This window comes from Oryzomicrobium sp., from assembly GCF_036820405.1.
Taxonomy (GTDB): domain Bacteria; phylum Pseudomonadota; class Gammaproteobacteria; order Burkholderiales; family Rhodocyclaceae; genus Oryzomicrobium.
The window spans coordinates 136,973-158,418 of the sequence record NZ_DAISLS010000006.1 but is presented as its reverse complement, the minus strand read 5'-3'; the positions used below and the strand labels follow the sequence as shown (position 1 = coordinate 158,418).

The 21,446-nt window shown below is 70.3% G+C and carries 23 protein-coding genes; 5 read left to right on the top strand and 18 right to left on the bottom strand.

The features are described 5' to 3' along the window. Positions 1 to 46 precede the first annotated feature (46 nt). From V7Z98_RS07215 to V7Z98_RS07190, 6 genes are all read right to left on the bottom strand, one after another. Positions 47 to 778, bottom strand: coding sequence for an HD domain-containing protein (locus tag V7Z98_RS07215; RefSeq protein ID WP_334157503.1), 732 nt, complete (start codon positions 776 to 778; stop codon positions 47 to 49). 100 nt (positions 779 to 878) lie between these two features. Then, on the bottom strand, positions 879 to 1,415 hold the full coding sequence (ahbB, locus tag V7Z98_RS07210) for a siroheme decarboxylase subunit beta (RefSeq protein WP_442951820.1): 537 nt from the start codon (positions 1,413 to 1,415) through the stop codon (positions 879 to 881). Beyond that, positions 1,412 to 1,954, bottom strand: a complete 543-nt coding sequence (locus V7Z98_RS07205) for an Lrp/AsnC family transcriptional regulator (RefSeq protein WP_334157501.1) — start codon at positions 1,952 to 1,954, stop codon at positions 1,412 to 1,414. Before V7Z98_RS07205 ends, ahbB (V7Z98_RS07210) begins: the two co-directional genes overlap by 4 nt. Beyond that, complete coding sequence (ahbB, locus tag V7Z98_RS07200; protein ID WP_442951823.1) at positions 1,947 to 2,969, bottom strand: siroheme decarboxylase subunit beta; 1,023 nt, start codon at positions 2,967 to 2,969, stop codon at positions 1,947 to 1,949. Before ahbB (V7Z98_RS07200) ends, V7Z98_RS07205 begins: the two co-directional genes overlap by 8 nt. A gap of 66 nt (positions 2,970 to 3,035) precedes the next feature. After that, a complete protein-coding gene (locus tag V7Z98_RS07195) occupies positions 3,036 to 4,274 on the bottom strand; it encodes a cytochrome D1 domain-containing protein (RefSeq protein WP_334157499.1) in 1,239 nt (412 codons plus the stop codon). A 227-nt stretch (positions 4,275 to 4,501) separates the two neighbouring features. Continuing rightward, entirely contained in the window at positions 4,502 to 5,104 is a 603-nt protein-coding gene (locus tag V7Z98_RS07190) for a TlpA family protein disulfide reductase (protein ID WP_334157498.1), read from the bottom strand. A 262-nt stretch (positions 5,105 to 5,366) separates the two neighbouring features. On the opposite strand from V7Z98_RS07190, the gene V7Z98_RS07185 reads away from it, so the two are divergent. The 3 genes from V7Z98_RS07185 to V7Z98_RS07175 are packed head-to-tail and all read left to right on the top strand — an operon-like array spanning position 5,367 to position 7,022. Beyond that, positions 5,367 to 5,882, top strand: a complete 516-nt coding sequence (locus tag V7Z98_RS07185) for a hypothetical protein (RefSeq protein ID WP_334157497.1) — start codon at positions 5,367 to 5,369, stop codon at positions 5,880 to 5,882. A gap of 5 nt (positions 5,883 to 5,887) precedes the next feature. After that, entirely contained in the window at positions 5,888 to 6,520 is a 633-nt protein-coding gene (locus V7Z98_RS07180) for an SCO family protein (RefSeq protein ID WP_334157496.1), read from the top strand. Between the two features lie 40 nt (positions 6,521 to 6,560). Then, positions 6,561 to 7,022, top strand: a complete 462-nt coding sequence (locus V7Z98_RS07175) for a copper chaperone PCu(A)C (RefSeq protein ID WP_334157495.1) — start codon at positions 6,561 to 6,563, stop codon at positions 7,020 to 7,022. A 141-nt stretch (positions 7,023 to 7,163) separates the two neighbouring features. Here the strand turns inward: V7Z98_RS07175 and V7Z98_RS07170 are convergent, their stop codons facing one another. Further along, positions 7,164 to 7,559: a hypothetical protein gene (locus V7Z98_RS07170; RefSeq protein WP_293263768.1), complete on the bottom strand. Its 396-nt coding sequence runs from the start codon at positions 7,557 to 7,559 to the stop codon at positions 7,164 to 7,166. A gap of 116 nt (positions 7,560 to 7,675) precedes the next feature. Further along, positions 7,676 to 8,038: a c-type cytochrome gene (locus tag V7Z98_RS07165; protein WP_334157494.1), complete on the bottom strand. Its 363-nt coding sequence runs from the start codon at positions 8,036 to 8,038 to the stop codon at positions 7,676 to 7,678. 257 nt (positions 8,039 to 8,295) lie between these two features. Here V7Z98_RS07165 and cobA point away from each other — a divergent pair, with 257 nt between their 5' ends. Together cobA and V7Z98_RS07155 are read left to right on the top strand one after the other, a co-directional pair. Further along, a complete protein-coding gene (gene cobA / locus V7Z98_RS07160) occupies positions 8,296 to 9,171 on the top strand; it encodes a uroporphyrinogen-III C-methyltransferase (RefSeq protein WP_334157493.1) in 876 nt (291 codons plus the stop codon). Between the two features lie 256 nt (positions 9,172 to 9,427). Beyond that, positions 9,428 to 10,831 (top strand): esterase-like activity of phytase family protein, encoded by a 1,404-nt coding sequence (locus V7Z98_RS07155; RefSeq protein ID WP_334157492.1) that lies wholly within the window; start codon positions 9,428 to 9,430, stop codon positions 10,829 to 10,831. A gap of 104 nt (positions 10,832 to 10,935) precedes the next feature. On the opposite strand, the gene V7Z98_RS07150 is transcribed toward V7Z98_RS07155, so the two are convergent. The 10 genes from V7Z98_RS07150 to V7Z98_RS07105 all read right to left on the bottom strand — a co-directional run bounded on the left by V7Z98_RS07150 (position 10,936) and on the right by V7Z98_RS07105 (position 21,409). Beyond that, positions 10,936 to 11,820 carry an ethylbenzene dehydrogenase-related protein gene (locus V7Z98_RS07150; protein ID WP_334157491.1) on the bottom strand — a complete coding sequence of 295 codons (885 nt, stop codon included), beginning with the start codon at positions 11,818 to 11,820 and terminating at the stop codon, positions 10,936 to 10,938. Between the two features lie 88 nt (positions 11,821 to 11,908). Continuing rightward, positions 11,909 to 12,532 carry a NapC/NirT family cytochrome c gene (locus tag V7Z98_RS07145; RefSeq protein ID WP_293263763.1) on the bottom strand — a complete coding sequence of 208 codons (624 nt, stop codon included), beginning with the start codon at positions 12,530 to 12,532 and terminating at the stop codon, positions 11,909 to 11,911. 147 nt (positions 12,533 to 12,679) lie between these two features. Then, positions 12,680 to 14,377 (bottom strand): cytochrome D1 domain-containing protein, encoded by a 1,698-nt coding sequence (locus tag V7Z98_RS07140; protein ID WP_293263762.1) that lies wholly within the window; start codon positions 14,375 to 14,377, stop codon positions 12,680 to 12,682. A 558-nt stretch (positions 14,378 to 14,935) separates the two neighbouring features. Continuing rightward, entirely contained in the window at positions 14,936 to 16,549 is a 1,614-nt protein-coding gene (locus V7Z98_RS07135; protein WP_334157490.1) for a rhodanese-like domain-containing protein, read from the bottom strand. A 7-nt stretch (positions 16,550 to 16,556) separates the two neighbouring features. Then, positions 16,557 to 17,162 carry a cysteine dioxygenase gene (locus V7Z98_RS07130; protein ID WP_334157489.1) on the bottom strand — a complete coding sequence of 202 codons (606 nt, stop codon included), beginning with the start codon at positions 17,160 to 17,162 and terminating at the stop codon, positions 16,557 to 16,559. A gap of 61 nt (positions 17,163 to 17,223) precedes the next feature. After that, a complete protein-coding gene (locus V7Z98_RS07125; RefSeq protein WP_334157488.1) occupies positions 17,224 to 18,318 on the bottom strand; it encodes a 2-dehydropantoate 2-reductase in 1,095 nt (364 codons plus the stop codon). Beyond that, complete coding sequence (locus V7Z98_RS07120) at positions 18,308 to 19,075, bottom strand: class II aldolase/adducin family protein (protein ID WP_334157487.1); 768 nt, start codon at positions 19,073 to 19,075, stop codon at positions 18,308 to 18,310. Before V7Z98_RS07120 ends, V7Z98_RS07125 begins: the two co-directional genes overlap by 11 nt. 23 nt (positions 19,076 to 19,098) lie before the next feature. Next, positions 19,099 to 19,569 carry an HAD family hydrolase gene (locus V7Z98_RS07115; protein ID WP_293263757.1) on the bottom strand — a complete coding sequence of 157 codons (471 nt, stop codon included), beginning with the start codon at positions 19,567 to 19,569 and terminating at the stop codon, positions 19,099 to 19,101. 14 nt (positions 19,570 to 19,583) lie between these two features. Next, positions 19,584 to 20,600, bottom strand: a complete 1,017-nt coding sequence (locus V7Z98_RS07110) for a Bug family tripartite tricarboxylate transporter substrate binding protein (protein ID WP_334157486.1) — start codon at positions 20,598 to 20,600, stop codon at positions 19,584 to 19,586. A 59-nt stretch (positions 20,601 to 20,659) separates the two neighbouring features. Continuing rightward, positions 20,660 to 21,409: an enoyl-CoA hydratase/isomerase family protein gene (locus tag V7Z98_RS07105; RefSeq protein WP_334157485.1), complete on the bottom strand. Its 750-nt coding sequence runs from the start codon at positions 21,407 to 21,409 to the stop codon at positions 20,660 to 20,662. Positions 21,410 to 21,446 lie beyond the last annotated feature (37 nt).

The following is a 21,446-nucleotide window of genomic DNA, read 5'->3' as shown; positions in this document are numbered from 1 at the left end:
GATTTCGGTCAGAACAGCGCCCCGGCCGGGCCGTACATCGGGGCGATCAGCCCGCCGAGGGCGTATCCGCCGGCGGAATCTCGGCCAGCAGTTGCTCGACCCAGCCGCGCATGAAGGCGGTACGCCGCTCGGCCTCAGTCCGGCCGGCGGCGGTCTGCATGGTGGCGGCCAGGGTGAACAGCTTGGCCGGAAAATGGTCCAGGGTGTAGGCCAGGTCGTCCACCGGACGGCCGCCGGGCTGAGGCAAGGGTTCCGCAGGACAGTACAGGGGCCGACCGAGCTGGCCGCCCACCACCAGGCAGCGGGCGATGCCCACCGCCCCCAGGGCGTCGAGCCGGTCCGCGTCCTGGACCACCCGGGCCTCGATCGACTCGGGGGGAATGCCGGCGGAAAAGCTGTGGGCGGCGATGGCCTGGCCGATGGCCGGCAGCCAGCCGGCCGGGTAGCCCGCTTCGGCCAGCCAGGCCACGGCCTTTTCGGCGGCCAGGCGCGAGGCCCGGGGCCGGTCCGGCGAATCCTTGGCCACCGCCACGCAGTCGTGCAGCCAGGCCGCCGGCAGCACCACCTCCAGGCGGGCCCCCTCTTCCTGCGCCAAGCGCCGGGCATTGGTCACCACCCGACGCAGATGCTCGTCATCGTGGGCGGCATCGGCCGGGGCGCAAGACCGGGCGAAGGCGGCACAGCGGGCCTCCCAGGCGGCCAGAGCGGCAGGGTCGAGAACATCGGCGGCCGGAACGGAAGCGGGATCGGCCGTGGCGGAAGCGTCGGGAATCGTCATGTCGGGGGGAGAGATCGTCGTTATTGTGGGTACCGGCCGGATCGTGATTGCCGGCCGGGGAACTGCGGCAGCGGCGGCCGCCCGCAGGCAGCCGTCCGCTTCACTCGGCCAGGCGCAGCCCGGCCTTCTTGAGGATGCGGGTGGAAAACAGCACGTCGTGGCCGCGGCAGGCGTCGCCGAGCAACGCCTGAATCCGGGCCACTTTGGCACGCACCTCGTCCCGGGAGGCGCCGTGCACCATGGCGAACAGGTTGTAGGGCCACAGGGGCGGGCGGCGCGGGCGGCGGTAGCAGTGGGTGACGAAATCCAGGCTGCCGATCAGCGGCCCCAGCTCGGCCACCCGGGCGTCGTCCACGTCCCACACGCTCATGCCGTTGGCGGTCCAGCCGATGGCGTAGTGGTTGGGCACCACGCCGATGCGGCGGATCACTCCGTTTTCCAGCAGCCGGGTCAGGCGTGCCCGCACCTCGGCGCCGGACAGGCCCAGGGGCTCGCCCACGGCGTCGTAGGGGCGCGGCACCAGGGGCAGGCCGGCCTGGGTGGCCAGCACCAGGCGGCGGTCGACCGGGTCCAAGACAGGGTCCAGCACGGGAGCGGCTGCGTCCCCGGCCGGGGCAACACGTGTGGTCTCGCTCATACCCGGGCCTCCAGCTTCATCTCGACGAAGAATTCCTCTTCCTTGGGAAAGGCGAACACCGGCAAGCCGGTGGCCGCCTCGATGGCGGCGATGGCCCGGGGGATGCCGTCCGGGGTCTCGGTGGCGAGGACGAACCACATGTTGAGGGCGTGCTCGCGGCGGTAGTTGTGGGCCACCTCGGGCAGGGCGTTGACCGCCTCGGCCACCGCCTCGTAGCGCTCCTCCGGCACCGCCAGGGCGGCCAGGACGAAGGCGCCGCCCATGCGCTCGACCTGGAACAGGGGGCCGAAGCGGGTCAGCACCCGGGCCTCCAGCAGGCGCTCGATGCGGGCGATCAGGGTGGCCTCGGCGCAGCCCAGGGCGGCGGCGGCGTCGGCGAAGGGCGCCTCGCTCAAGGGGAAGTCGCCTTGCAGGCGGGCCAGGATGGCCCGGTCCAGGTCGTCCAGGGGGATCGGCGTGAACGCGCCGCGCCGGGAGGTTTCCGGGGCGGCGGCGGGGGCGGCGGAAACCACGGGCGAAGGGGGCACGGGATCAGGCATAGCGGGCTCCGGTCTGCTTGTAGCGGGTGCGCGAGAACAGCACGGCGTGGGCGTAGCCTTCCAGGCCGAGGCGGCCGCGCAGGTCGGCGATGGTGGCTTCCACCGCGGCCCGGTCCTGGCCGTGGATCATGCAGAACAGGTTGTAGGGCCAGTCCGGCAGCACCCGGGGGCGGCGGTAGCACAGGGTCACCGCCGGTTCCCGGGCGAGGCGCTCGCCCAGGGCGTCGGCGGCCGCGTCGGGCAGGTCGTGGACCAGCATGGCATTGGCGGTGTAGCCCAGCTCGTGGTGGCGCACCACCACGCCGAAGCGCTTGATGATGCCTTCCTCCACCCAGGCGCGGATGCGGGCGATCACCGCCGGCTCGTCCACGCCGATGCGCTCGGCGAGCAGGGCGAAGGGGCGGATGAAGAGGGGCAGCCCTTCCTGCAAGGTCATCACCAGGCGGCGTTCGCCCTCGTCCAGGGTGCGCGGCGAGACGAAGGCCTGCACCGCCGGGACCCGCTCCGCGGCCGGAGCGGAAGGGTCCGCGGCCCCCAGGCCGAAGCCCAGGTCGATGTGGTATTCGGCCAGGAGCGGCAGGCGCAGCACCGGCAGGCCGATGGCCGCTTCGATGGCGGCCAGGGCCGAAGCCAGGCGGCCTTCGGAACCGGCAGTGGCGACGAACCACAGGTTGTAGCGGTGCTCCCGCTCGTAGTTGTGGTTCACCTCGGGAAAGCGGTTGACGATCTGCGCCACCGCCACCAGCCGTTCCGGCGGCACCGCCACGGCGGCCAGGGTCGAGGCGCCGATGCGCTTGGGGGCGAACACGGCGCCGACCCGGGAAATCTTGCCCTCGCGCTTCAGGGCCTCCAGGGCGCGCAGCACCTCGCCCTCGGCCACGCCCAGGCGGCTGGCCAGCTCGGCGTAGGGGGCCGAGCAAAGGGGAAAGTCGCGCTGGAAGTCGTTGAGCAGGCGGAAGGCCAGGGAGCCGGGAGCCGGTGCGGCGGGTTGGCCGCCGGCCTCCGGAGGCGCCAAAGCCTCCGTGGCGCTTTGCGGCGCCGCCTGCACGGCCAGGAACGACGAGCCGCTCACGCCACCGCCTCAGAAGCCCAGCCGGTTGGCCCGGCTGGTGAAGAAGATGCCGGAGGGCGACTTGGCCGCCAGGGTGGCCACCGGGGCGAAGGTGGCAGTGTCGTAGACCACCACCTTGTCGTCGTCCCGGGCCGAGATCCACACCTGCTCGCCCCGGGGGGTGAATTCCAGGTGCAGCACGGCCTTGCCCGGCTCCAGGGTCTTGACGATGGTGTTGGTCAGGGTGTCGATCACCTGGACCCGGCTGTAGTCGGGCACGGCGAAGTTCACCCATACCTGGCGCCCGTCGGGCCGGGCCATGACGAACACCGGCTGGCCGGCCACCGGAATACGGCCCACTTCCTTCCAGGTGGAGAGGTCCACCACCAGCACCTCGTGGCGGCCGATGGCCGGCAGGTAGGCCCGGTTGCCGGCCACGGCCCAGCCGCGCAGGTGGGGCATCTTGAACACCGGCAGCTTTTCCTCGCCCCGGCCGTAGTGGGCCAGCACCCGCTCCACGCCCTTTTCCGGCTGCCACAGGTCGAGCTTGGCGATGCCGTCCTCGCCGAACAGGCCGGCCAGGTAGTAGCGGCCGTCCGGGGTGATCAGGGCGTCGTAGGGCTGGTGGCCGATCTTGCCGATCTTGGTCACCTTGGGCGCCTTCACGTCGGACAGATCGGCGATCCAGATGGCGTCGGCGTCGAACAACGAATAGATGAAGCGCCGCCCGGGCAGGTCGGCGATGCCCACCACCCGGGAAAACTTCTTGCTGCCGTCGGCGGCGGTGTATTCGGCGGGCAGGTCGGCCACCAGTTCCAGGGTCTTGGCGTCGAACACCTTGACCCCGCCCGGCTCGTAGTTGGCCGCCGCCACCAGGGTGCCGTCCTGGGAGACGGCGCCACCGATGGAGTTGCCGCCCTGGATGACGCGCTTGGCGATGCCGGCGGTGAGCAGGTCCACCTTGGTCAGGCCGCCGTCGCGGCCGAAGATGTAGGCGTAGCGCCCGTCCCGGGAATAGACGGCGGAGGCGTGGGACAGGTCCCCCAGGCCGGCCACCTGGGCGTAGGGCGCCCGGGCGGTGGTGTCCACCAGGGTCAGTTGGCCCGAGGCCCGCTCCACCACCAGCCCCAGGTCGCCGGTACCGCGCAGGGCCGATGCCGTGCCGGAACCGCCCGGCGTGGCGCAGGCAGCCAGGCCGGCGCTGGCCAGGGCGAGCAGCGCAGCGCGCCAGGCGCGGCCCCAGGTCGTCGCGGCAACGCCGCGGGTCATCGCAAGGATGTGGTGCGGGCCACGCCCGGTCATGTTCCCCGTCATGTTGCCTTCCTCATCGGTACTGGCCGCCCCAAAGGGCTGGCGCGATTGCATGATCGGGCCATTGTCGGCAAAGCCCGGGATCGGCGCAAAGGGATCGGCCGATGGGCTTGATACCGGTCAAACCCCGCGCCAGGCGCGGACTTTGGCGATGTTACCGGGACGCCGGACGCCATTCCAGACGTCTAGCCCCGGGGCAGCTTGCCTTCCACCTCGGCCCGGGTCACCGCGCCGACCTTGGCCATGAGCGGATTGCCGTTGGCCTCGACGACGACGGTGTACGGCAGCCCGCCCACGGTGTTGCCCAGGCGGCGCATCAGGGCCAGGCCGGCCATGGGGGTGATCAGCACGTTGGCGTAGCCGACGCCCATGGACTTGAGGAAGGCGCCGACCGCCTTGGGGTCTTCCTCCACCGCCATGCCGAGCACCGTCAGGTCCTTGCGTTCCCGGGCCAGGGCGGCCAGCTCGGGCATCTCGCGGCGGCAGGGGGCGCACCAGGTGGCCCAGAAGTTCACCAGCAGGCGCTTGCCCCGGTAGGCCGCCAGGGCGGCGGGCTTGCCGTCGAGGCCGACGACCGGGGTGCGGAACAGTTCGTCCAGGGCGCCCTTTTCCAGCTCGGCCGCCCCGGCCGGAGCGGTGCCGCCCAGGGCCAGCAGGGGCGCCCCCGCCAGGGCCGGCAAGGCGGCGAGCAGCCGGCGGCGGCGGGCCGACGGGGCGTCGAAAACGGATTCGGTGGATTCCGGCCGGCAGGCGGCGCAGGAACGGATGATCGGGGGCAGGACAAGCATGGGCGCGGACTCCGCAACACAGTGGCGTGACCGCCAAGCATACCTGCTGCGGCCGCCGGCCACGAAGGCGCTCTCTACCCGCCTGCGGCCCCCCCCAGAAAACGCTCCCCGTTTTTGATCCCGGGCAAACCGCCCCGCGCCGGGGCGGTGCGACAATCGGCCGCAGCGTATCCGGGGGAAATCGCGGCATTTGCGGATGACACCTTTCCGCCCCGCCCGTACACTCTGCCCGGCCCGTTTATCCCACACCCTGCCTTTTCTCATGCCCCGCCTGCTTCCCCGCACGTCCGGATTAATCGACCTGGTGATCTTCGCCGCCGTGGTCGCCCTGGGCGTGGCCGCCTGGCGCTTCGCCCCCCTGCTGCTCAAGCAGCCGGACGTGGCCCTGGCCGACCTGGACTGCGCCCTGGGCCGCGTCGTGTGCCGGGCCGAGCTGCCCGGCGGCGGCTCCCTGGCCCTGGAAGCCCGGGCCGACGCCGGCGGCGACCTCCAGCCGGGCCAGCCGATGCAGCTCACCGCCACCGTGCAGGGCGTGGCGGTGGAAGCGGTGACCGTGGTGTTCACCGGCGCCGAGATGGAGATGGGCTACAACCCGGCCCCCCTCGCCGCCGCCCTGGCGGAACCCGGGGGCGTCGCCGTGTTCCGCGGGCCGGCCACCATTCCGGTGTGCGTCACCGGCCCCATGACCTGGCGGGCCACCGCCAACCTGATCCTGGGCGGCCGCACCGTGGCCGTGCCCTTCCGCTTCGCCACCGGCGGCAGCCCCGCCGGCCACTGATCGCCATGAACGCCCCCGCCACGCCGCCCCGCGACCCGGCCGCCCGCCGGGTGCTGATCGCCACCCTGGTGCTGCTGGTGGCGGTGACCGCCGCCCTCGTCGCCTGGCAGCCGGGCCGCCCCGACCGGGGCACCCTGCCGGGCAGCGCCGGCCGGGACGTGTCCTTCGCCCTCCAGTCCGCCGACGGTCCGGTGCGCCTGGCCGACTTCCGCGGCCAGGTGGGGGTGGTGTACTTCGGCTACACCTTCTGCCCCGACGTCTGCCCCACCTCCCTGGCCACCCTGGGCGCCGCCCTGGGCTCCCTGTCGGCGGCGGAACTGGCCCGGGTCCAGCCCTTCTTCATCTCGGTGGACCCGGCTCGGGACACCCCGGAGCAGCTCAAGAATTACAGCCGCTTCTTCCACCCCAAGCTGCTCGGCCTGACCGGCAGCCCGGAAGCCATCGCCGACGTGGCCCGCCGCTACGGCGTCTATTACGCGGCGCAAACGCCTGCCGTAGGCGATACTGGCTACAGCGTGGACCACACCTCGGTGCTCTACCTGATCGGGCCGGACGGCAGCCTGGCCGGCCAACTACCCCACGGCACGCCGCCGGCGGAAGTGGCCGCCGCCCTGCGCCGGCTGCTCGCCGCGTCCTGAATCCAGCCCTGCCCTTTTCCATAAACGAAAGGATCGTCCCATGCGTCTGCTGTTCGCCCTGCTCGCCTCCGGCCTGACCGCCCTGGCCGCCCCCGCCTTCGCCGCCGACCTGTCGGTGAGCAACCCCACGGTGCGCGCCGTGCCGCCGACCCAGAAGGTCACCGGCGCCTTCCTCACCATCAAGAACGCCGGCAGCGCCGACCGCAAGCTGGTGGCCGCCGAAAGCCCGGTGGCCGACACCGTGGAACTGCACAACCACATCAACGACAACGGCGTGATGAAGATGCGTCCGGTCAAGGAAATCGACGTCAAGGCCGGCGGCGAGGCCGTGCTCAAGCCGGGCAGCTACCACATCATGCTGATCGGCCTGAAGCAGCCGCTGAAGGAAGGCGACCAGGTGCCCCTGACCCTCAAGTTCGACGACGGCACCGCCCTCAAGGTGGAGGCCCCGGTGCAGCGCCCCGCTCCGGCCGCCATGGACCACGGCAACATGAAGCACTGAGCCGGCCCCTGCCCCGCACCAATGCAAACGCCCCGCCTTGCGCGGGGCGTTTGCATTGGGAGACCGCCCCCCGGCCCGCAGGTGAAGGAAACGGCGAAGGCACGCCGTGCACTGCCTTGGGCGCGGATCGTAACGGGCGGATCAGAGCTGGCGCGGACGCCAGCCGGTGTGGCGCAGCCGGTGGAACTGGGCCAGCTGGTGGGTGCGCTCGAAGTACTCGGGGGCGTCCGGCACCGGCACCACCTCGCCCATGCCCACCGGCAGGAGCGACAGGTGGGCGAAGCGGGCAGCGTGGTCCACGTCGATCTCGACGCCCTCGGCCAGGCCCAGTTCGTCGCGCAGATAGTCGGCGATGGCCCGGGACAGTTCGTCGGCCATGTGCAGGAAGCCTTCCCAGGTGCGGGGCAGGATCACCGTGTCGAACACCACCGAGAGCAGGGCCCGTCCCGGGTAGGAGCGGATGGGGGTGGCGGTGATGCGGCAGCGGCAGTCGAAACGGCGCTCGACGGCGCGGCGGATGTCTTCGAGGTTGTTCATGGGCGTGCTCCAGGCGGAGATGGCTCCCGTGCAGGCAGCCGGTGCCGGGCTCTGGACTCCGGGCCGTGGGAACGGCGCAAACACGCCACCCTCGGCCGCACGCCGAAACTCAAAAACTAGCGTCCCGGATCGGGGAACCCCCGCATCAGCTGCTGCACCACCCAGGTCGCCTCCGCCTCGCTCAACATGCTGCTCCAGGGCGGCATCGGCGTCCCCTTACGTCCATAGAACACAGTGGCGGCCAAAGATTCCTCGGGTTTTCCGGCCAGGGCCTCCGGCGTCAGGGCCGGGCCCAGGCCGCCCTTGAAGGTCATACCGTGGCAGGAGCCGCAGTCCTGGCGCACCATGCGCACGATCTCGGCGCGGCGCGCCGGCGACGGCGAAGCCGTGTCGGCATCGGCGCGGGCGGCCCCCGGGGCGGCCAGGAGCGCGGCGCAGGCCAGGGTGGGGAAAAGGGTACGGAAACGGAACGGGATCATGGCAGGCAGGGGAACGAAAAAGACCGGCAGAACGAAGGCGGCGGACGACGATCGAAAGCGGAACAGGGGACCGCGGGAGATAACCCTACTCTGATCGTGGCGGCGCAGGGCCTCCTTGACCGGAATCAAGGAGGGACGGGGCGATCCGGGCAAACTCCGGTCATGACGCCTGCGTCGCAGCCGTCGGGCCGGCGAGCGCGAAATGTTGTACCCTGCCACCCCACCCACGTTCCAACGTGCCACCGAGAATTCAGCGAATGAAGCTCCTGCCCAATGATCCCATGGCCCGCCGCGGCATCGAGCCCGGTACGGTGTATCTCGTCGGGGCCGGTCCCGGCGATCCGGAGCTGCTCACCCTGCGCGCCGCCCGCCTGATCGGCGGGGCCGACGCCCTGGTCTACGACCACCTGATCGGCGAATCCATCCTCGACCTGGCGCCGGCCAACGTGCGCCGGGTGTTCGTCGGCAAGGAATCGGCCAACCATTCCCTGCCCCAGGACGACATCAACCACCTGCTGGTGAAGCTGGCCCAGGAAGGGCTGCGGGTGGTGCGGCTGAAAGGCGGCGACCCGTTCATCTTCGGCCGGGGCGGCGAGGAGATCCAGGTGCTGGCCCGCCACGGCATCCCCTTCGAGGTGGTGCCCGGCATCACCGCCGCCGCCGGCTGCGCCGCCTACGGGGGCTTTCCCCTCACCCACCGGGACCACGCCCAGACCCTGGTATTCGCCACCGGCCACCTCAAGGACAACACGGTGGACCTGGACTGGACGGCCCTGGCCCGGCCGCGCCAGACCGTGGTGTTCTACATGGGCGTGGCGGCAGCCAAGGAAATCTGCCGCCAGCTGATCGCCCACGGTCTGCCCGCCGACACCCCGGCCGCCGCCATTGAGAACGGCACCACGGTGCGCCAGCGGGTGGTGGCCGCCACCCTGGCAACCCTGCCCGAGCGCATCCGCCTCGACCGAGTCAAGCCGCCGGCCCTGCTGGTGGTGGGCGGCGTGGTGGACCTGCGCCAGTGCTGCGCCTGGTTCGCCCCCGACGCTGCGGACACTGCGGACACTGCGGACGCGGCGGACGCAGCGGACGGAGCCGCCGGCCACGTCCCGGCGCCCCGGATCGCCCAGAGCGCCTGACCGCTCCGCTGTGCCCCACCATCTGAAACGCCGCGCCAGTCGCGGCGTTTCAGCATGTGCCCTCGGGATGCGGCGTCTGTAGCCATTCTCCGCCCAGGCATCGTGAAGAAGCCCGACTGGCGCGGCTTTCCGGCCATCGTCGGACCGGGATGCCGGTACCGGACGGCCCGCTGACAGACAAACGTCATCCTGCGGCCATGGGAGCGTCATGGGGCGTTTATAGCCTTGCCGGTTTTCCACTCCCACCGGAGAACCCATGGCCCGCTCCACTGCCCGCCGCCCCGCCCGCTCCCCCCTTACCGTAGCCCTGATGGCCGCCCTGCCCCTGGCCGTCGCCCTGCCGGCCGCGGCCGAGACCGCCCCGGCCTACCCGGCGGTGCTCGAAGGCCACGCCATCCTGCCAGCCCGCAGCTTCGTCGCCCCGCCCAAGGACGCACCGGAGAGCCTGCGCACCTCGGGCAAGTACACCCGCCCGGACGGCCGCCGCGAGGACAGGCTGGGCAGCATCGCCGGCACCTCCTACCTGTCGGCCAAGGAGGCGCCGCGCCCCACCGGCATCAGCCTGCCCTTCGACGGCCAGCCGGTGCAGGGTTTTTCCGGCATCAAGGCGATGAAGGACGGCAGCTACTGGGTGCTCACCGACAACGGTTACGGCGCCCGCAACAACTCGGCCGACGCCATGCTGATGTTCCACCACGTCAAGCCGGACTGGAAGCACGGCGGGGTCAAGCGCCTCAACACCGTGTTCCTGCGCGACCCGGACAAGAAGGTGCCGTTCCTGATCGTCAACGAGGGCACCAAGTCCCGCTACCTGACCGGGGCCGATTTCGACCTGGAGTCGATGCAGTTCGTCGGCGACCACGTCTGGTTCGGCGACGAACTGGGGCCCTACCTGATCCAGGCCGACCGCCAGGGCAAGGTGCTGGGCGTGTTCGAGACCGAGGTGGACGGCAAGGCGGTGCGCTCCCCGGACCACTACGCGGTGACCACCCCGGCCACCCCCGGCGCCTTTTCCACCCCGGTGCGCCGCTCCCGGGGCTTCGAGGGCATGGCCGCGTCCAAGGACGGGCGCTTTCTCTACCCCCTGTTCGAAGGCCCCCTGTGGAACGAGGCCGAGAAGAAGTGGGAGAGCGCCAATGGCAAGGATTACCTGCGCATCCTCGAATTCGACGTGGCCCGCCGCGCCTGGACCGGCCGGTCATGGAAGTACGCCCTGGAGCAGAACGGCAACAACATCGGCGACTTCAACATGATCGATGCCGACACCGGCCTGATCATCGAGCGCGACAACGGCGAGGGCCTGCCGGAAACCGGCTGCGACGGCCAGCCCCGGGTCGATTGCCAGAACGTGCCGGCCCGCTTCAAGCGCATCTACAAGGTGAGCCTGAAGGACGCCGACGCCAACGGCTTCGTCCGGAAGATCGGCTACATCGACCTGATGGCCATCCAGGACCCGCAGGGCGTGGCCCGGGTGGGTGGCAAGGACGGCAAGTTCGCCTTTGCCTTCGTCACCGTCGAGGATGTGGACGTGGTGGACGGCGAGCGCATCGTCGTCGCCAACGACAACAACCTGCCCTACTCCGCCGGCCGCCAGCTGGGCAGGAACGATGACAACGAGTTCATCCTGCTGCGGGTGCCCGAGCTGCTCCAGGCCCGCTGATCCGGCCTGGCCCGGCGCATAAGACAAACCCCGTGGAACCCCGCGACTGGCGCGGGATTCCACGGGGCCGGGTGCAACAGCCGCAGAGGATGCGGTAGCGCGGCTTACTGCTTGGCGGCGACGATGTCGCCCTTGGTGTCGAGGCCCAGGATGTAGCCGAAGCTCACCTGGTGGAAACGCCCCACGGTGTAGTCGTCGTGGATGGCGAAACCGAAGTTGTAGGCCTTGCCCGGCACCAGGGTCACGTCGCCCTCGCCGCCCGGGGCCAGCTTGCGGGTGAAGGTCACCGTCCAGGTGTCGCCCTTCTGCTCGCCCTTGGCCTCGACCAGGCCCTTGCCGCCTTCCATGACCCGCTTGTCGGCCACGTAACCGTCGTGGCTCTTGCCTTTCGAGGTCCACTGGATCAGGTCGTAGAACTTGCCGGAAGCCAGGCTGCCATCCTTGACGTACTTGGTCTTCTTCTCGTCCTTAGCGTCGGGCATGGTGCGCGCATCGCCGTGGCAGGTAGCCCAGCAGCCGCCCTGGTCGGCCAGGTCCACCTTGTGGTCTTCGAGCATGAAGGCCAGCTTGACCGGGTTGTCCTTGTCCATCTTCTCGCCGCCGCCGGCGGGCTGCTTCCAGGTAAAGCGCAGGTAGAGGTTGGCGCCGTCGTGGGCGGCCTGCACCTGGACCGGGATCGAGCCGGCCTTGCCCTTGATCGGGCGGGGCTCGTTGCGGGCGCCGGAGGCGATCTTCTTGCCGATGTCGGCCACTTCCTCCTCGTGGCAGCCGATGCACTGCTCGCCCTTCTTGATGCCCTTGGCGCCACCGTGCTCGCTGCCCTTCATGATCCATTCGAGGGGCGAGGCGCCGGGGTAGAAGACGGTGATTTTCTTGGCCGGCACCTTGCTCCAGTCGGGAGCGGCGGCGTTGGCGTTGCCGGCGGCAAAGGCCAGGCCGAGGGCGGCGGCCAGGGTGAGCTTGCTGAAATGGGCCAGAGCGGTGGTCATGGGGATTCTCCTGTGGCGAAAACGTGTCGGGGTCGGGGTGGCGGACGGTCCCCGGGCATCCTGGACGCCCGGGGCTGGCGGACGATGCTTACTCGTCGTCCTCGTCGGTCATGTCCTTGGGTTTGTGGTGGGCAATGCCCTTGTGGCAGTCGATGCAGGTGCCGCCGTCCTGCTGGGCCAGCTCGTGCTGCTTGCGCGCGCGCTGCTTCTGGGAATCGGCGTTCATGCCCTGGAAGCTGTGGCAATTGCGGCATTCGCGGGAATCGCTCTTCTTCATGCGTTCCCACTCGTGGCGGGCCAGCTCCAGGCGCTTGGCCTCGAACTTTTCCTTGGTGTCGATGGTGCCCACCAGCTTGCCGTAGACCTCTTTGGAGGCCTGGATCTTGCGCAGCACCTTGTAGGTCCACTCCTTGGGCACGTGGCAGTCCGGGCAGGTAGCGCGAACGCCGGTGCGGTTGGTGTAGTGGATGGTCTGCTTGTATTCCTGGTAGACGTTGTCCTTCATCTCGTGGCACGAGATGCAGAACTCCAGCTTGTTGGTCGCCTCCATGGCGGTGTTGAAGCCGCCCCAGAGGATGATGCCGGAGACGACGCCGACGGAAAGCAGGGCGAGCACCGAATACTTGGCGCTGGGTTTGCAAAGGCAGCCGCAAAGGCGGCGGAACAGGCCCTCCCGGGGGGCCGGGGATTGATCGGGAGTGTGTTCGGGCATGGCGATCCCACCTGAGCCCGCCGGGTTCTGCGCCCGGCCGGGCGGAATTCTGGAGAGGGCGGCGGGCGAACCCGCCGCCGGTCCGGTACGGCACCGCACGGCCTCCCGGGCCGCGACGGGCACCCGGGAGGCCGATGCGCGCGGCGCTTAGTACACGTCGTGCTGGGTGTTGAGGATGTTGAACTTGCCGGTGGGGGTGATCATCTTCGGATCGGTGATCACCTTCTTCACGGTCAGGGTCTTGTCGTCATACACCACGATGGCCGACTGGTCGGCCTTGCCGCCCCACAGGGAGATCCACACCTCGGTGCCGTCGGCGCTGTACTCGGGATGCACGGCGCGGCGGATGGCCTTGGTTTCCGGCAGGCCGGAGTCCTTGGCCACGTTGAGGATCTTGGTCGGCTTGGACAGGTCGCTGATGTTCCACACCGCCACCGACTCGGCCACTTCCCGTTCCGGGTTCTGCGGCGCGTCGGCCCACAGGTGCTTGGACTTGGGATGGGTCTTGACGAACAGGTTGCCGGAGCCGGTGTTCTTGACCTCCTGCACCACCTTCCAGGCGTTGGCCTTGTGCTTGGCCGGGTCGGTGCCGATCAGGGAGATCACGTCGGCGCCCAGGTGGCCGGTGGCCCACACCGGACCGAACTGGGGATGGACGAAGTTGGCGCCGCGACCCGGGTGGGGAATCTTGGCCGTGGGCACCAGGGCCGCCAGCTTGCCTTCCTTGGTATCGACCACCGCCACCTTGTTGGAGGCGTTGGCGGCCACCAGGAAGTAGCGCTTGGACGCATCCCAGCCGCCGTCGTGCAGGAACTTGGCGGACTCGATGGTGGTTTCCTTGAGGTTGTTGATGTCGGAGTAATCCACCAGCTTGATCTGGCCGGTCTCCTTGATGTTCACCACCCACTCGGGCTTGGTCATGGAGGCGACGATGGAAGCCACGCGGGGTTCCGGGTGGTACTCGCCGTCCACGGTCATGCCGCGGGTGCTGACGATCTTGATCGGCTTGAGGGTGGCGCCGTCCATGATGGCGTACTGGGGCGGCCAGTAGCCGCCGGCGATGGCGTACTTGTCCTCGAAGCCCTTGAACTTGGAGGTATCCACCGAACGGGCGTCGTAGGCCACCTTGACCTCGGCCACCACTGCCGGCTTCTCCATCCACAGGTCGATCAGGGACAGACGACCGTCGCGGCCGATCACATACACGTAACGGCCGGAGGCGGAAACACGGGAGATGTGCACCGCATAGCCGGTCTTGACGATGCTGCTGATTTCCTTGGTGTCGCCGTCGATCAGCGCCACCTCGCCGGTGTCGCGCAGGGTGACCGACATGACCTTCTGCAGATTCAGCTTGTTCATCTGCTTCTTGGGCCGCTGGTCCACCGGAACAATCAGCTTCCAGGTCGCCTCCATGTCCTTCATGGAGAACTCCGGCGGCACGTCCGGAGTGGTCTGGATGTAGCGGGCCATCAGGTTGATCTCATCCTTGGACAGGATGTCGTCGAAGTTCACCATGCCGCCCTCGGTGCCGTAGGAGATGATCTTCTCCAGACGGCCGGTGCCGAGCTTGGTGGTGCCCCCTTCCTGATTGGAGCCGTCGGGCAGCTTCTTGGTCCAGTGCGGCTCAAGGTTCTTGCCCGTGGCGCCCTTGCGCAGCACGCCGTGGCAGCCGGCGCAGCGCTCGAAGTAAATCTTCTTGGCCTGTTCCTTCTCGGCCGCAGTCAGTTCCGGCCCGGCGGAGCCGGATGCCTGGGCAAGGGCATTGCCCACGGCGAACGGCAGGGCCGCCAGGGCGAATGCCCCCCCGATTACCCAGTGGCGCTTGCTAATGGTCTTCTTGGTCATGGTTCTCACTCTCCTGAAAAGGGGGACACGAACCTGACCGGCGCCAAGGCGCACGGGACCGGCCCCGCGGAGAGTGGGCTGCCGTGAAGGACCACGGCATACCCAGGTGTCGCTGCCACGCACAGCCTCGCCCGTGAGCGAACTGCTGCGCCAACCGATCAACAACCCGATGTGGCGACGGCTCCGAACCTCCCCTTCGGAACGACCGGCTCAAGAGCTCCCGACCCCTATTACCTGGGAGCAGGCCTTGCCGGATTCATATCCACCGCGGGAAGGAAGGTACCCTTGCCACCAGCGGGGCAACTTTGACAAAACTTAAAAATCCCCTAACGGGACAAAGCCTTATCGCCAGCACGGGTAACGCCGTCGTAATAAATCCGGCCCGCCGCCGGCCGCCAAAACGGTGCGCAAAAACGGCCTTCGGAAAACGACGACACCCCGGCGCCTTGGGGCGTCCGGGGTGTTTTTTGCAGCACGTCAGATAACGGTCAGAAGCCCTATTCAGGCGCCGATTTTTCCCCGCCGACGGCCCTCATCGGCGGGGTGGGCGGCAAGGACCTAAATCACCCTGAAACCGTGGGTTCCGTCGCGGCCGAGCTGGGCCACCAGGCCGAATTCCCAATCCAGGTAGCCCTGCATCGCCTCCCGGGGGTTGTCGGTGCCCTCGTAGGGGCGCCGGTAACGGTCGATGGGTTCCGAAGCCAGATGCTCCTCGCCGCCGACGGTGGGATTGCCGGCGGCGGCCCAGGCCGGGGTGCCGCCGGCCAGCACGGCCACCTCGCCCTCCACCAGGGCCGCCAGCTCCGCCGCCGCCAGGCGGGCCAGGCCGTCGTCCAGGGTGCCGTCGCCGGCCACCACGTAGCGGGCGGCGGCCGGCAGCCTGGCCACGGCGGCGGCCAGATCGGAACGCAACGCGAACCAGGCCCCCGGCACGTGGGCGCGGCGGTAGGCGATGCCGGGGGACACATCCACCACCACCGCCCTGGCCGGGGTGGCGAGCCAGTCGGCCAGGGCCGCCGGCGTCACTGCGGCAACCTCGGGCAGGGCCGGCAGGGGCGCCTGCCACGGGCCGCGTTCGCTGAAGGCGGCCGGCGGCACGCCGTCGAGCACCGCCACCTCCCAGCCCATCTGGGCCAGCCAGGAAGCGCTCATGTTGGCCCGGGCGCCGTCGTCGTCCACCAGCACCAGGCGGGCGCCGCGCACCGGGGCCACCATCTCGGTCTCCTGCACCAGTTGGCCACCCGGAGTGGAACGGAAGCCCGGCAAGTGGCCGGCAGCGTATTCCTCCGGAGTACGCACGTCGAACAGGTAGGTGGTGCGGCCGGTCTCGCCGCGCCAGCGTTCCAGGTCGGCCGGAGAAGCGCGGGCCACCCCGGCCCGGTCGGCCACCCGGCGGGCCCGGGTGGCCCCCTCGTCCCGGGCGGCGCCGGACACGGCGGGGAAGCGCCGACCCTGGCCCTTGTCCAGGGTCTGGCCGGCCAGGGTCCAGCCGATGGTGCCGTTGCGCAGGGCCGCCACCGGGTTGGGGATGCCGGCATTCACCAGGGACTGGGTGCCGATGATGCTGCGGGTGCGGCCGGCGCAATTGACGATCACCCGGGTCTCGGGCCGGGGCGCCAGGGTAGGCACCCGCAGCACCAGCTCGGCCCCGGGCACGCTGGTGGCGGTGGGGATACTCATGGTCTGGTACTCGTCGAAGCGGCGGGCGTCCACGATCACCACGTCGGCTCCGGCGTCAATCAGGGCCTGGACCTCCTCGGCGGCCAGGGACGGCGTGTGGCGCTCGGCCTCCACCAGCTCGCCGAAGGCCTTGCTCGGCACGTTCACGTCGCGGAACACCTCGCCGCCGGCGGCCACCCAGCCAGCCAGCCCGTCGGCGAACAGGGCCACGTTCGAATAGCCCAGGGCGATCAGGCGCCGGGCGGCGGTGTCGGCCGGGCCGCCCGGCGCGCCGTCGTCGTCGAGCACGGCGATGGCCACGTCGCGCCGGGGCAGCTTGGCGTAGGCATCCAGCTCGATGCGCGCCAACGGCAGGTTGGCGGCGAACAAGGGGTGGGCCTGGGCGTGGGGATCTTCCTCGCGCACGTCGAGGAGCGCGATCTCGCGCTTTTCCAGCAGGGCGGCGCGCACCACAGCGTAGGTGCGCACGGGCAGGGCAGGCTGAATACTCATCGGCGCATCAACTCCACAGATTGGGGACGAGGGCGCTGGCGTACCCGGAGACGAAGGACTTGGCCGCCCCAGTGGCCGGGTCGAAGACGTGGCGGTCGATGCGGCCGATGTTGCCGCCATAGACGTGGATGCTGATCGACGCCTGGTCGGTCAGGTCGTTGGCCACCTCGTGCACGTCGCCTATGCGGGGCGACACGGCGGTCACTTGGCCAGGCAGCAGCACGCTGGAACCGCTCACGACGAAAGAGCCGTCGGCCTGGCGCACGTAGTCGGTGGCCCGTTCCCGGCCGCGCAAGCCGCCCACCAGGCCCCACACGGTGTGGTCGTGCACCGGGGTCTTCTGCCCCGGCCCCCAGACGAAGCTGACCACCGAGAAGCGGTCGAAGGGGTCGGCGTAGAGCAGGTACTGCTGGTAGTAGGTGGGATGGGGCGCGGCAAAGGCTTCGGGCAACCAGTCGTCCTGAGCCACCAGGCGGGCGAGCAGCTGGCCGCCCTCTTCCAGGATGCGCGGCTCGGCTGGATTGGCGTGGAGCAGGGCCGACAGGCCCCGCACGAAGGTGAGCAGTTTTTGATTGGGTTGGTTGGTTTGGCTGGCTTGGTTGGACTGGCTCATGGCGTTCTCGGACAAAGGCAGGAAGGGAAATGGGGACGAAGAGGGATAAGGGGAAACGAGGTCAGTCCTGGGCCTCCCGCTCCGCCTGGAGGCGGAGGGAAAGCAGGCCGGCGGCGGCATTGAGGGTTTCCAGGTGGGGCACCGGCACGCCGGCCAGGCCGGCCAGTTCCACCACCGCGCCGACCAGGGGTGCCACCTCCAGGGGACGGCCGGCGAGCAGGTCCTGAAGCATGGAGGTGCGCACCACGCCCCGGGCGCCCACCGCGGCGCTGCGCGCCAGGCGGGCCGCCGGGTCGGCCCCGGGGCCATGGCCGGCGCCGTAGGCCCGGGCCACGTTGCGCACCTCGGTCATGGCCGCCAGGATCAGCGCCTGGGTCGGCGGGTAACCGCACAGGGAGGCCATGTCGGCCCGGGTCAGGGCGCTCAGGGGATTGAGCACGGCGTTGCCGAGCAGCTTGTCCCACACCGCGTCGCGCAGCCGGTCGGTCACTTCCGGCGGCAGGCCGGCGGCGGAGAAGGCTTCGGCCACCGCCAGCAACTCCGGGTCCGGAACCCCGCCGGCAAAGCCCCCGGGACGGCCAAGGACGAAACGGTCGCCGGCGGCGCGCACCGCCCGCACCTGATGCCCGGCCAGGCGCTCCATGGACTTGTGCACCACGCAGCCGATCACCCGCGCCACGGGCAGGGCTGCCGCCAGATTCCCCCCCGGGTCGGCAGCCTGGACGGCGCGGCCGTTGTGGGGGCCGGCCTCGCCCTGGAAATACCACCAGGGGATGCCGTTCTGGGGCAGCAGCAGTTGGGTGCGGGGACCGATCCAGGGCAGCAGGTCGGGCAGGGCGTCGGACAGTTGGTGGGCCTTGAGGGCGGCGATCAGCACGTCCGCCGCCTCGTCCGGGGCCGGCGGTTCGCTCACCGAGCGCACCGCCACCTCGGGGGCCAGGGCGTGCTCGCCCTCTTCGTCCACCGCCACGGCAGCCAGGGGGCGGCCGGGGCGCACCGCCAGAATGACTTCCTGGCCGGACAGGCCCAGCCGGGCCGCCATGTACAGGCCCACGGCGCCGCCGCCGATGACGGCAAAGCGCAGCCGCCCGTTGGATGCGGCGCTGACAGGGTGGGCAACGTGCGCGGCACGGAGGGATTTCGGATCAGTCGGCATAGCCTGGCAACTCCCGGTCGAGACGGCGCAGCAAGGCGGCCCATTCCCGCCTGCCGCTGGGGAAGAACTCAGCTGTACGACCGTAGATCGCCCGGGCCTGTTCCACGGTGCGCGCCACCACCTCGGGCGGCGGCTGGCGCAGGGGGACCCCGGCGGACTGGGCGGCGAGCTGGAAGCGGCAGGCCCGCTCCAGCCGCCAGATGCGCGAGAAGGCTTCGGCCATGGTGCGCCCCACGGCCAGGGTGCCGTGGTTGCGCAGGATGAGCAGGGACCGGTCACCCATATTGGCGAGCAGGGTGGCCCGCTCGGCCTCGTCGAGCACCACGCCGTGGAAGTCGTGGTAGGCCACTTGGCCGTAGACCATCAGCCCCATCTGGGTGAGGGGCAGCAGGCCGGCCTCCTGGCAGGACACCGCCACCCCTTCCCGGGTGTGCAGGTGCACCACTGCCTCGGCCTCGGCGACGTTGCCGTGGATGGCGCCGTGGATGACCACGCCGGCCGGGTTGAGGTCCCCGGCGCCGCCCACCACGCGGCCGTCCAGGTCAACCTCCAGGATCGACGAGGCGGTCACCTCCTCGAACAGCAGACCCAGGGGATTGATCAGGTAGCGGTCGTGACGGCCCGGCACGCGGATCGACAGGTGGGTGGCGAGCAGGTCGGTCCAGCCGAGCAGGGCCACCAGGCGGCAGGCGGCGGCCAGGTCGACGCGGGCAGCCTGGTGGGCGTCCGGAGCGGACGGGATGAGGGATGCGGTCATGAATAAGAAACGATCGGGAACGATCAGGAACGAAGCGTTGCAGTGAGGCGCTTGGGATGGCGCAGCAGGTCCAGGGCGTCGAGGATCGAGGTGCACACCAGGTCGGCCTTGGCCAGGGTGGCGACCGCCCCGCCCTCGCGCTGGACCAGGCCGATGCCCAGGGCTGCGGCCTCGACCATGCGCCGGTCGTTGCGGCCATTGCCGATGGCCGCCACCTTGTCGGCGCCCAGGCCGACGATGAAGGCCAGCTTGGTCTCGGCCTGGCCTTCGACCGGGGCAATGTGCAATTGCAGCGGCAGCCCGGCCAACTGCTCCCGAGCCAGGCCGAAGGTGTCGGCGGTGATGACGTGGATGGACAGGTCCGCCGCCAGGGCGGCCAGGGCCTCGGCCACGCCGGGCAGCAGGCGGCCATCCACCGCCAGGGTGCCGTTGTAGTCGAGGACCAGGTGCTCCAGGGCCAGGGGGCCGAAGCCGGGGATGTCGATGGCGATCATCGCAGCGGGCCGTCTCAGTCGAGCTTGGCGCCGGAGGCCTGCACCACCTTGCCCCACTTGCTGTAGTCCTCGCGGATCAGCTCGGCGAACTTCTCCGGCGAGGAGGACAGGGTGTCCAGGCCCTGGGCGGCCAGCTTCTCCTGCACCTCGGGCAGCCTGGCGATGCGCACCAGCTCGGCGTTGAGGCGCTTGACCACGTCCTTGGGGGTGGCCGCCGGCACCACCAGGCCGAACCAGGAGGCGGCCTCGTAGTGGCCCAGGCCCTGCTCGATGGCGGTGGGCACGTTGGGCAGCAGGGGGGAACGTTCGCGGCTGGAGATGGCCAGGGCCTTGATCTTGCCGGCCTTCACCTGGGGCGCCAGCACGGTCAGGGTGTCGAAGGCCAGGTCCACCTCGCCGCCGAGTAGGGCGGTCACCGCCGGGGCGCTGCCCTTGTAGGGCACGTGCAGCAGGTCGGTGCCGGTCTGGCTCTTGAACAGCTCGCCGGCCAGGTGGCAGATGGTGCCGTTGCCGCAGGACGAGTAGGTGATCTTGCCCGGCTGGGCCTTGGCCCGGACCACCAGTTCCTTGACGTTGGCCGCCGGCAGGCTGGCACTGGCGCCGATCACGTAGGGCACCGAGGCGAGCAGGGACACCGGGGCGAAATCCTTGACCGGGTCGTAGGGCAGCTTCTTGTTCAGGTGGGGCAGCACGGTGAGCTGGCCGGCCGGGGCCAGGGACAGGGTGTAGCCGTCCGGCGCGGCCTTGGCGGCGGCCTCGGCGGCAATGGCGGTGCCGGCGCCCGGCTTGTTGTCCACCACCACCGGCTGCTTGAAGGCTTCCGATAGCTTCTCGGCGTAGAGGCGGCCCACCGCGTCGGCGGCGCCCCCGGGCGGGAAGGGCACGATCAGGCGGATCGGCTTGCTCGGCCAGGCGTCGGCCTGGGCGCTGCCCAGGGCGCCGGGCAGGAAGGGCGCGGCGATCAGGCCGGCGACGGCGAAGGCCCGGACCAGGCGGGCGGCGAGGCGGTTGCCGAAAGCGGAAGAAGGCATGGGGTGTCTCCGGAAGACGAAAAAGGGGCGAAGAGGTGAAGGGGCGGGCCGGCCGGCGCTCAGTTGCCGGTAAATTCCGGCGGGCGCTTGGCGAAGAAGGCGGCGATGCCCTCGTGGTAGTCGGCGGCGGTGTTGACCGCCTCCACCTGGGCGCGGCCGATGGCGGCGGCCTCCGAGGTGCCCTTGGGAATCACCTGGCCGACGAAGCGCTTGAGCATGGTCAGCACCAAGGGGGCGTTGGCGGCGATCTGGGCGGCCAGCTCCCGGGCGGCGGCCAGGTGCTCGCCGTTGGGCACCACCCGGTTCACCAGGCCCACCTCGTAGGCCCGCTTGGCGTCGATGGAGCCGCCCACCAGCAGCAGCTCCATGGCCACCTTGTGGGGGATGCGGGCGGCCAGGGAGCTGATCAGGCCGCCGCTGTAGCCGACCTTGGCTTCCGGGTAGGAGAGCACCGTGTTCTCGGCGGCCACCGCCAGGTCGGCGAACTGGACCAGGACCAGGCCGCCCCCCACCACCAGCCCGGCGGTGGCGGCGATGACCGGCTTTTCCACCGCCACACCGACACCGGGCACGGCACGCCAGAAATCGTGGGGGATGTCCTTCAGGTCGGCGCCGGCGGTGAAGGCCTTGTCGCCGGCCCCGGCCAGGATGGCGACCTTGTCGTCGCTGGCGTTGAAGCGATGCCAAGCGGCGTTCAGGCCGGCCACCACCTCGTGGGTGAGGATGTTGTATTTCTCGGCGCGGTTGATGGTGATCTCGGCGATGCCGTCGCGGGATTCGTAGGTGACGAGGGAGGAAACGGAGGACATGGGACGTTCTTTCGTGGTGCGGTGTCGGGGTTCGATG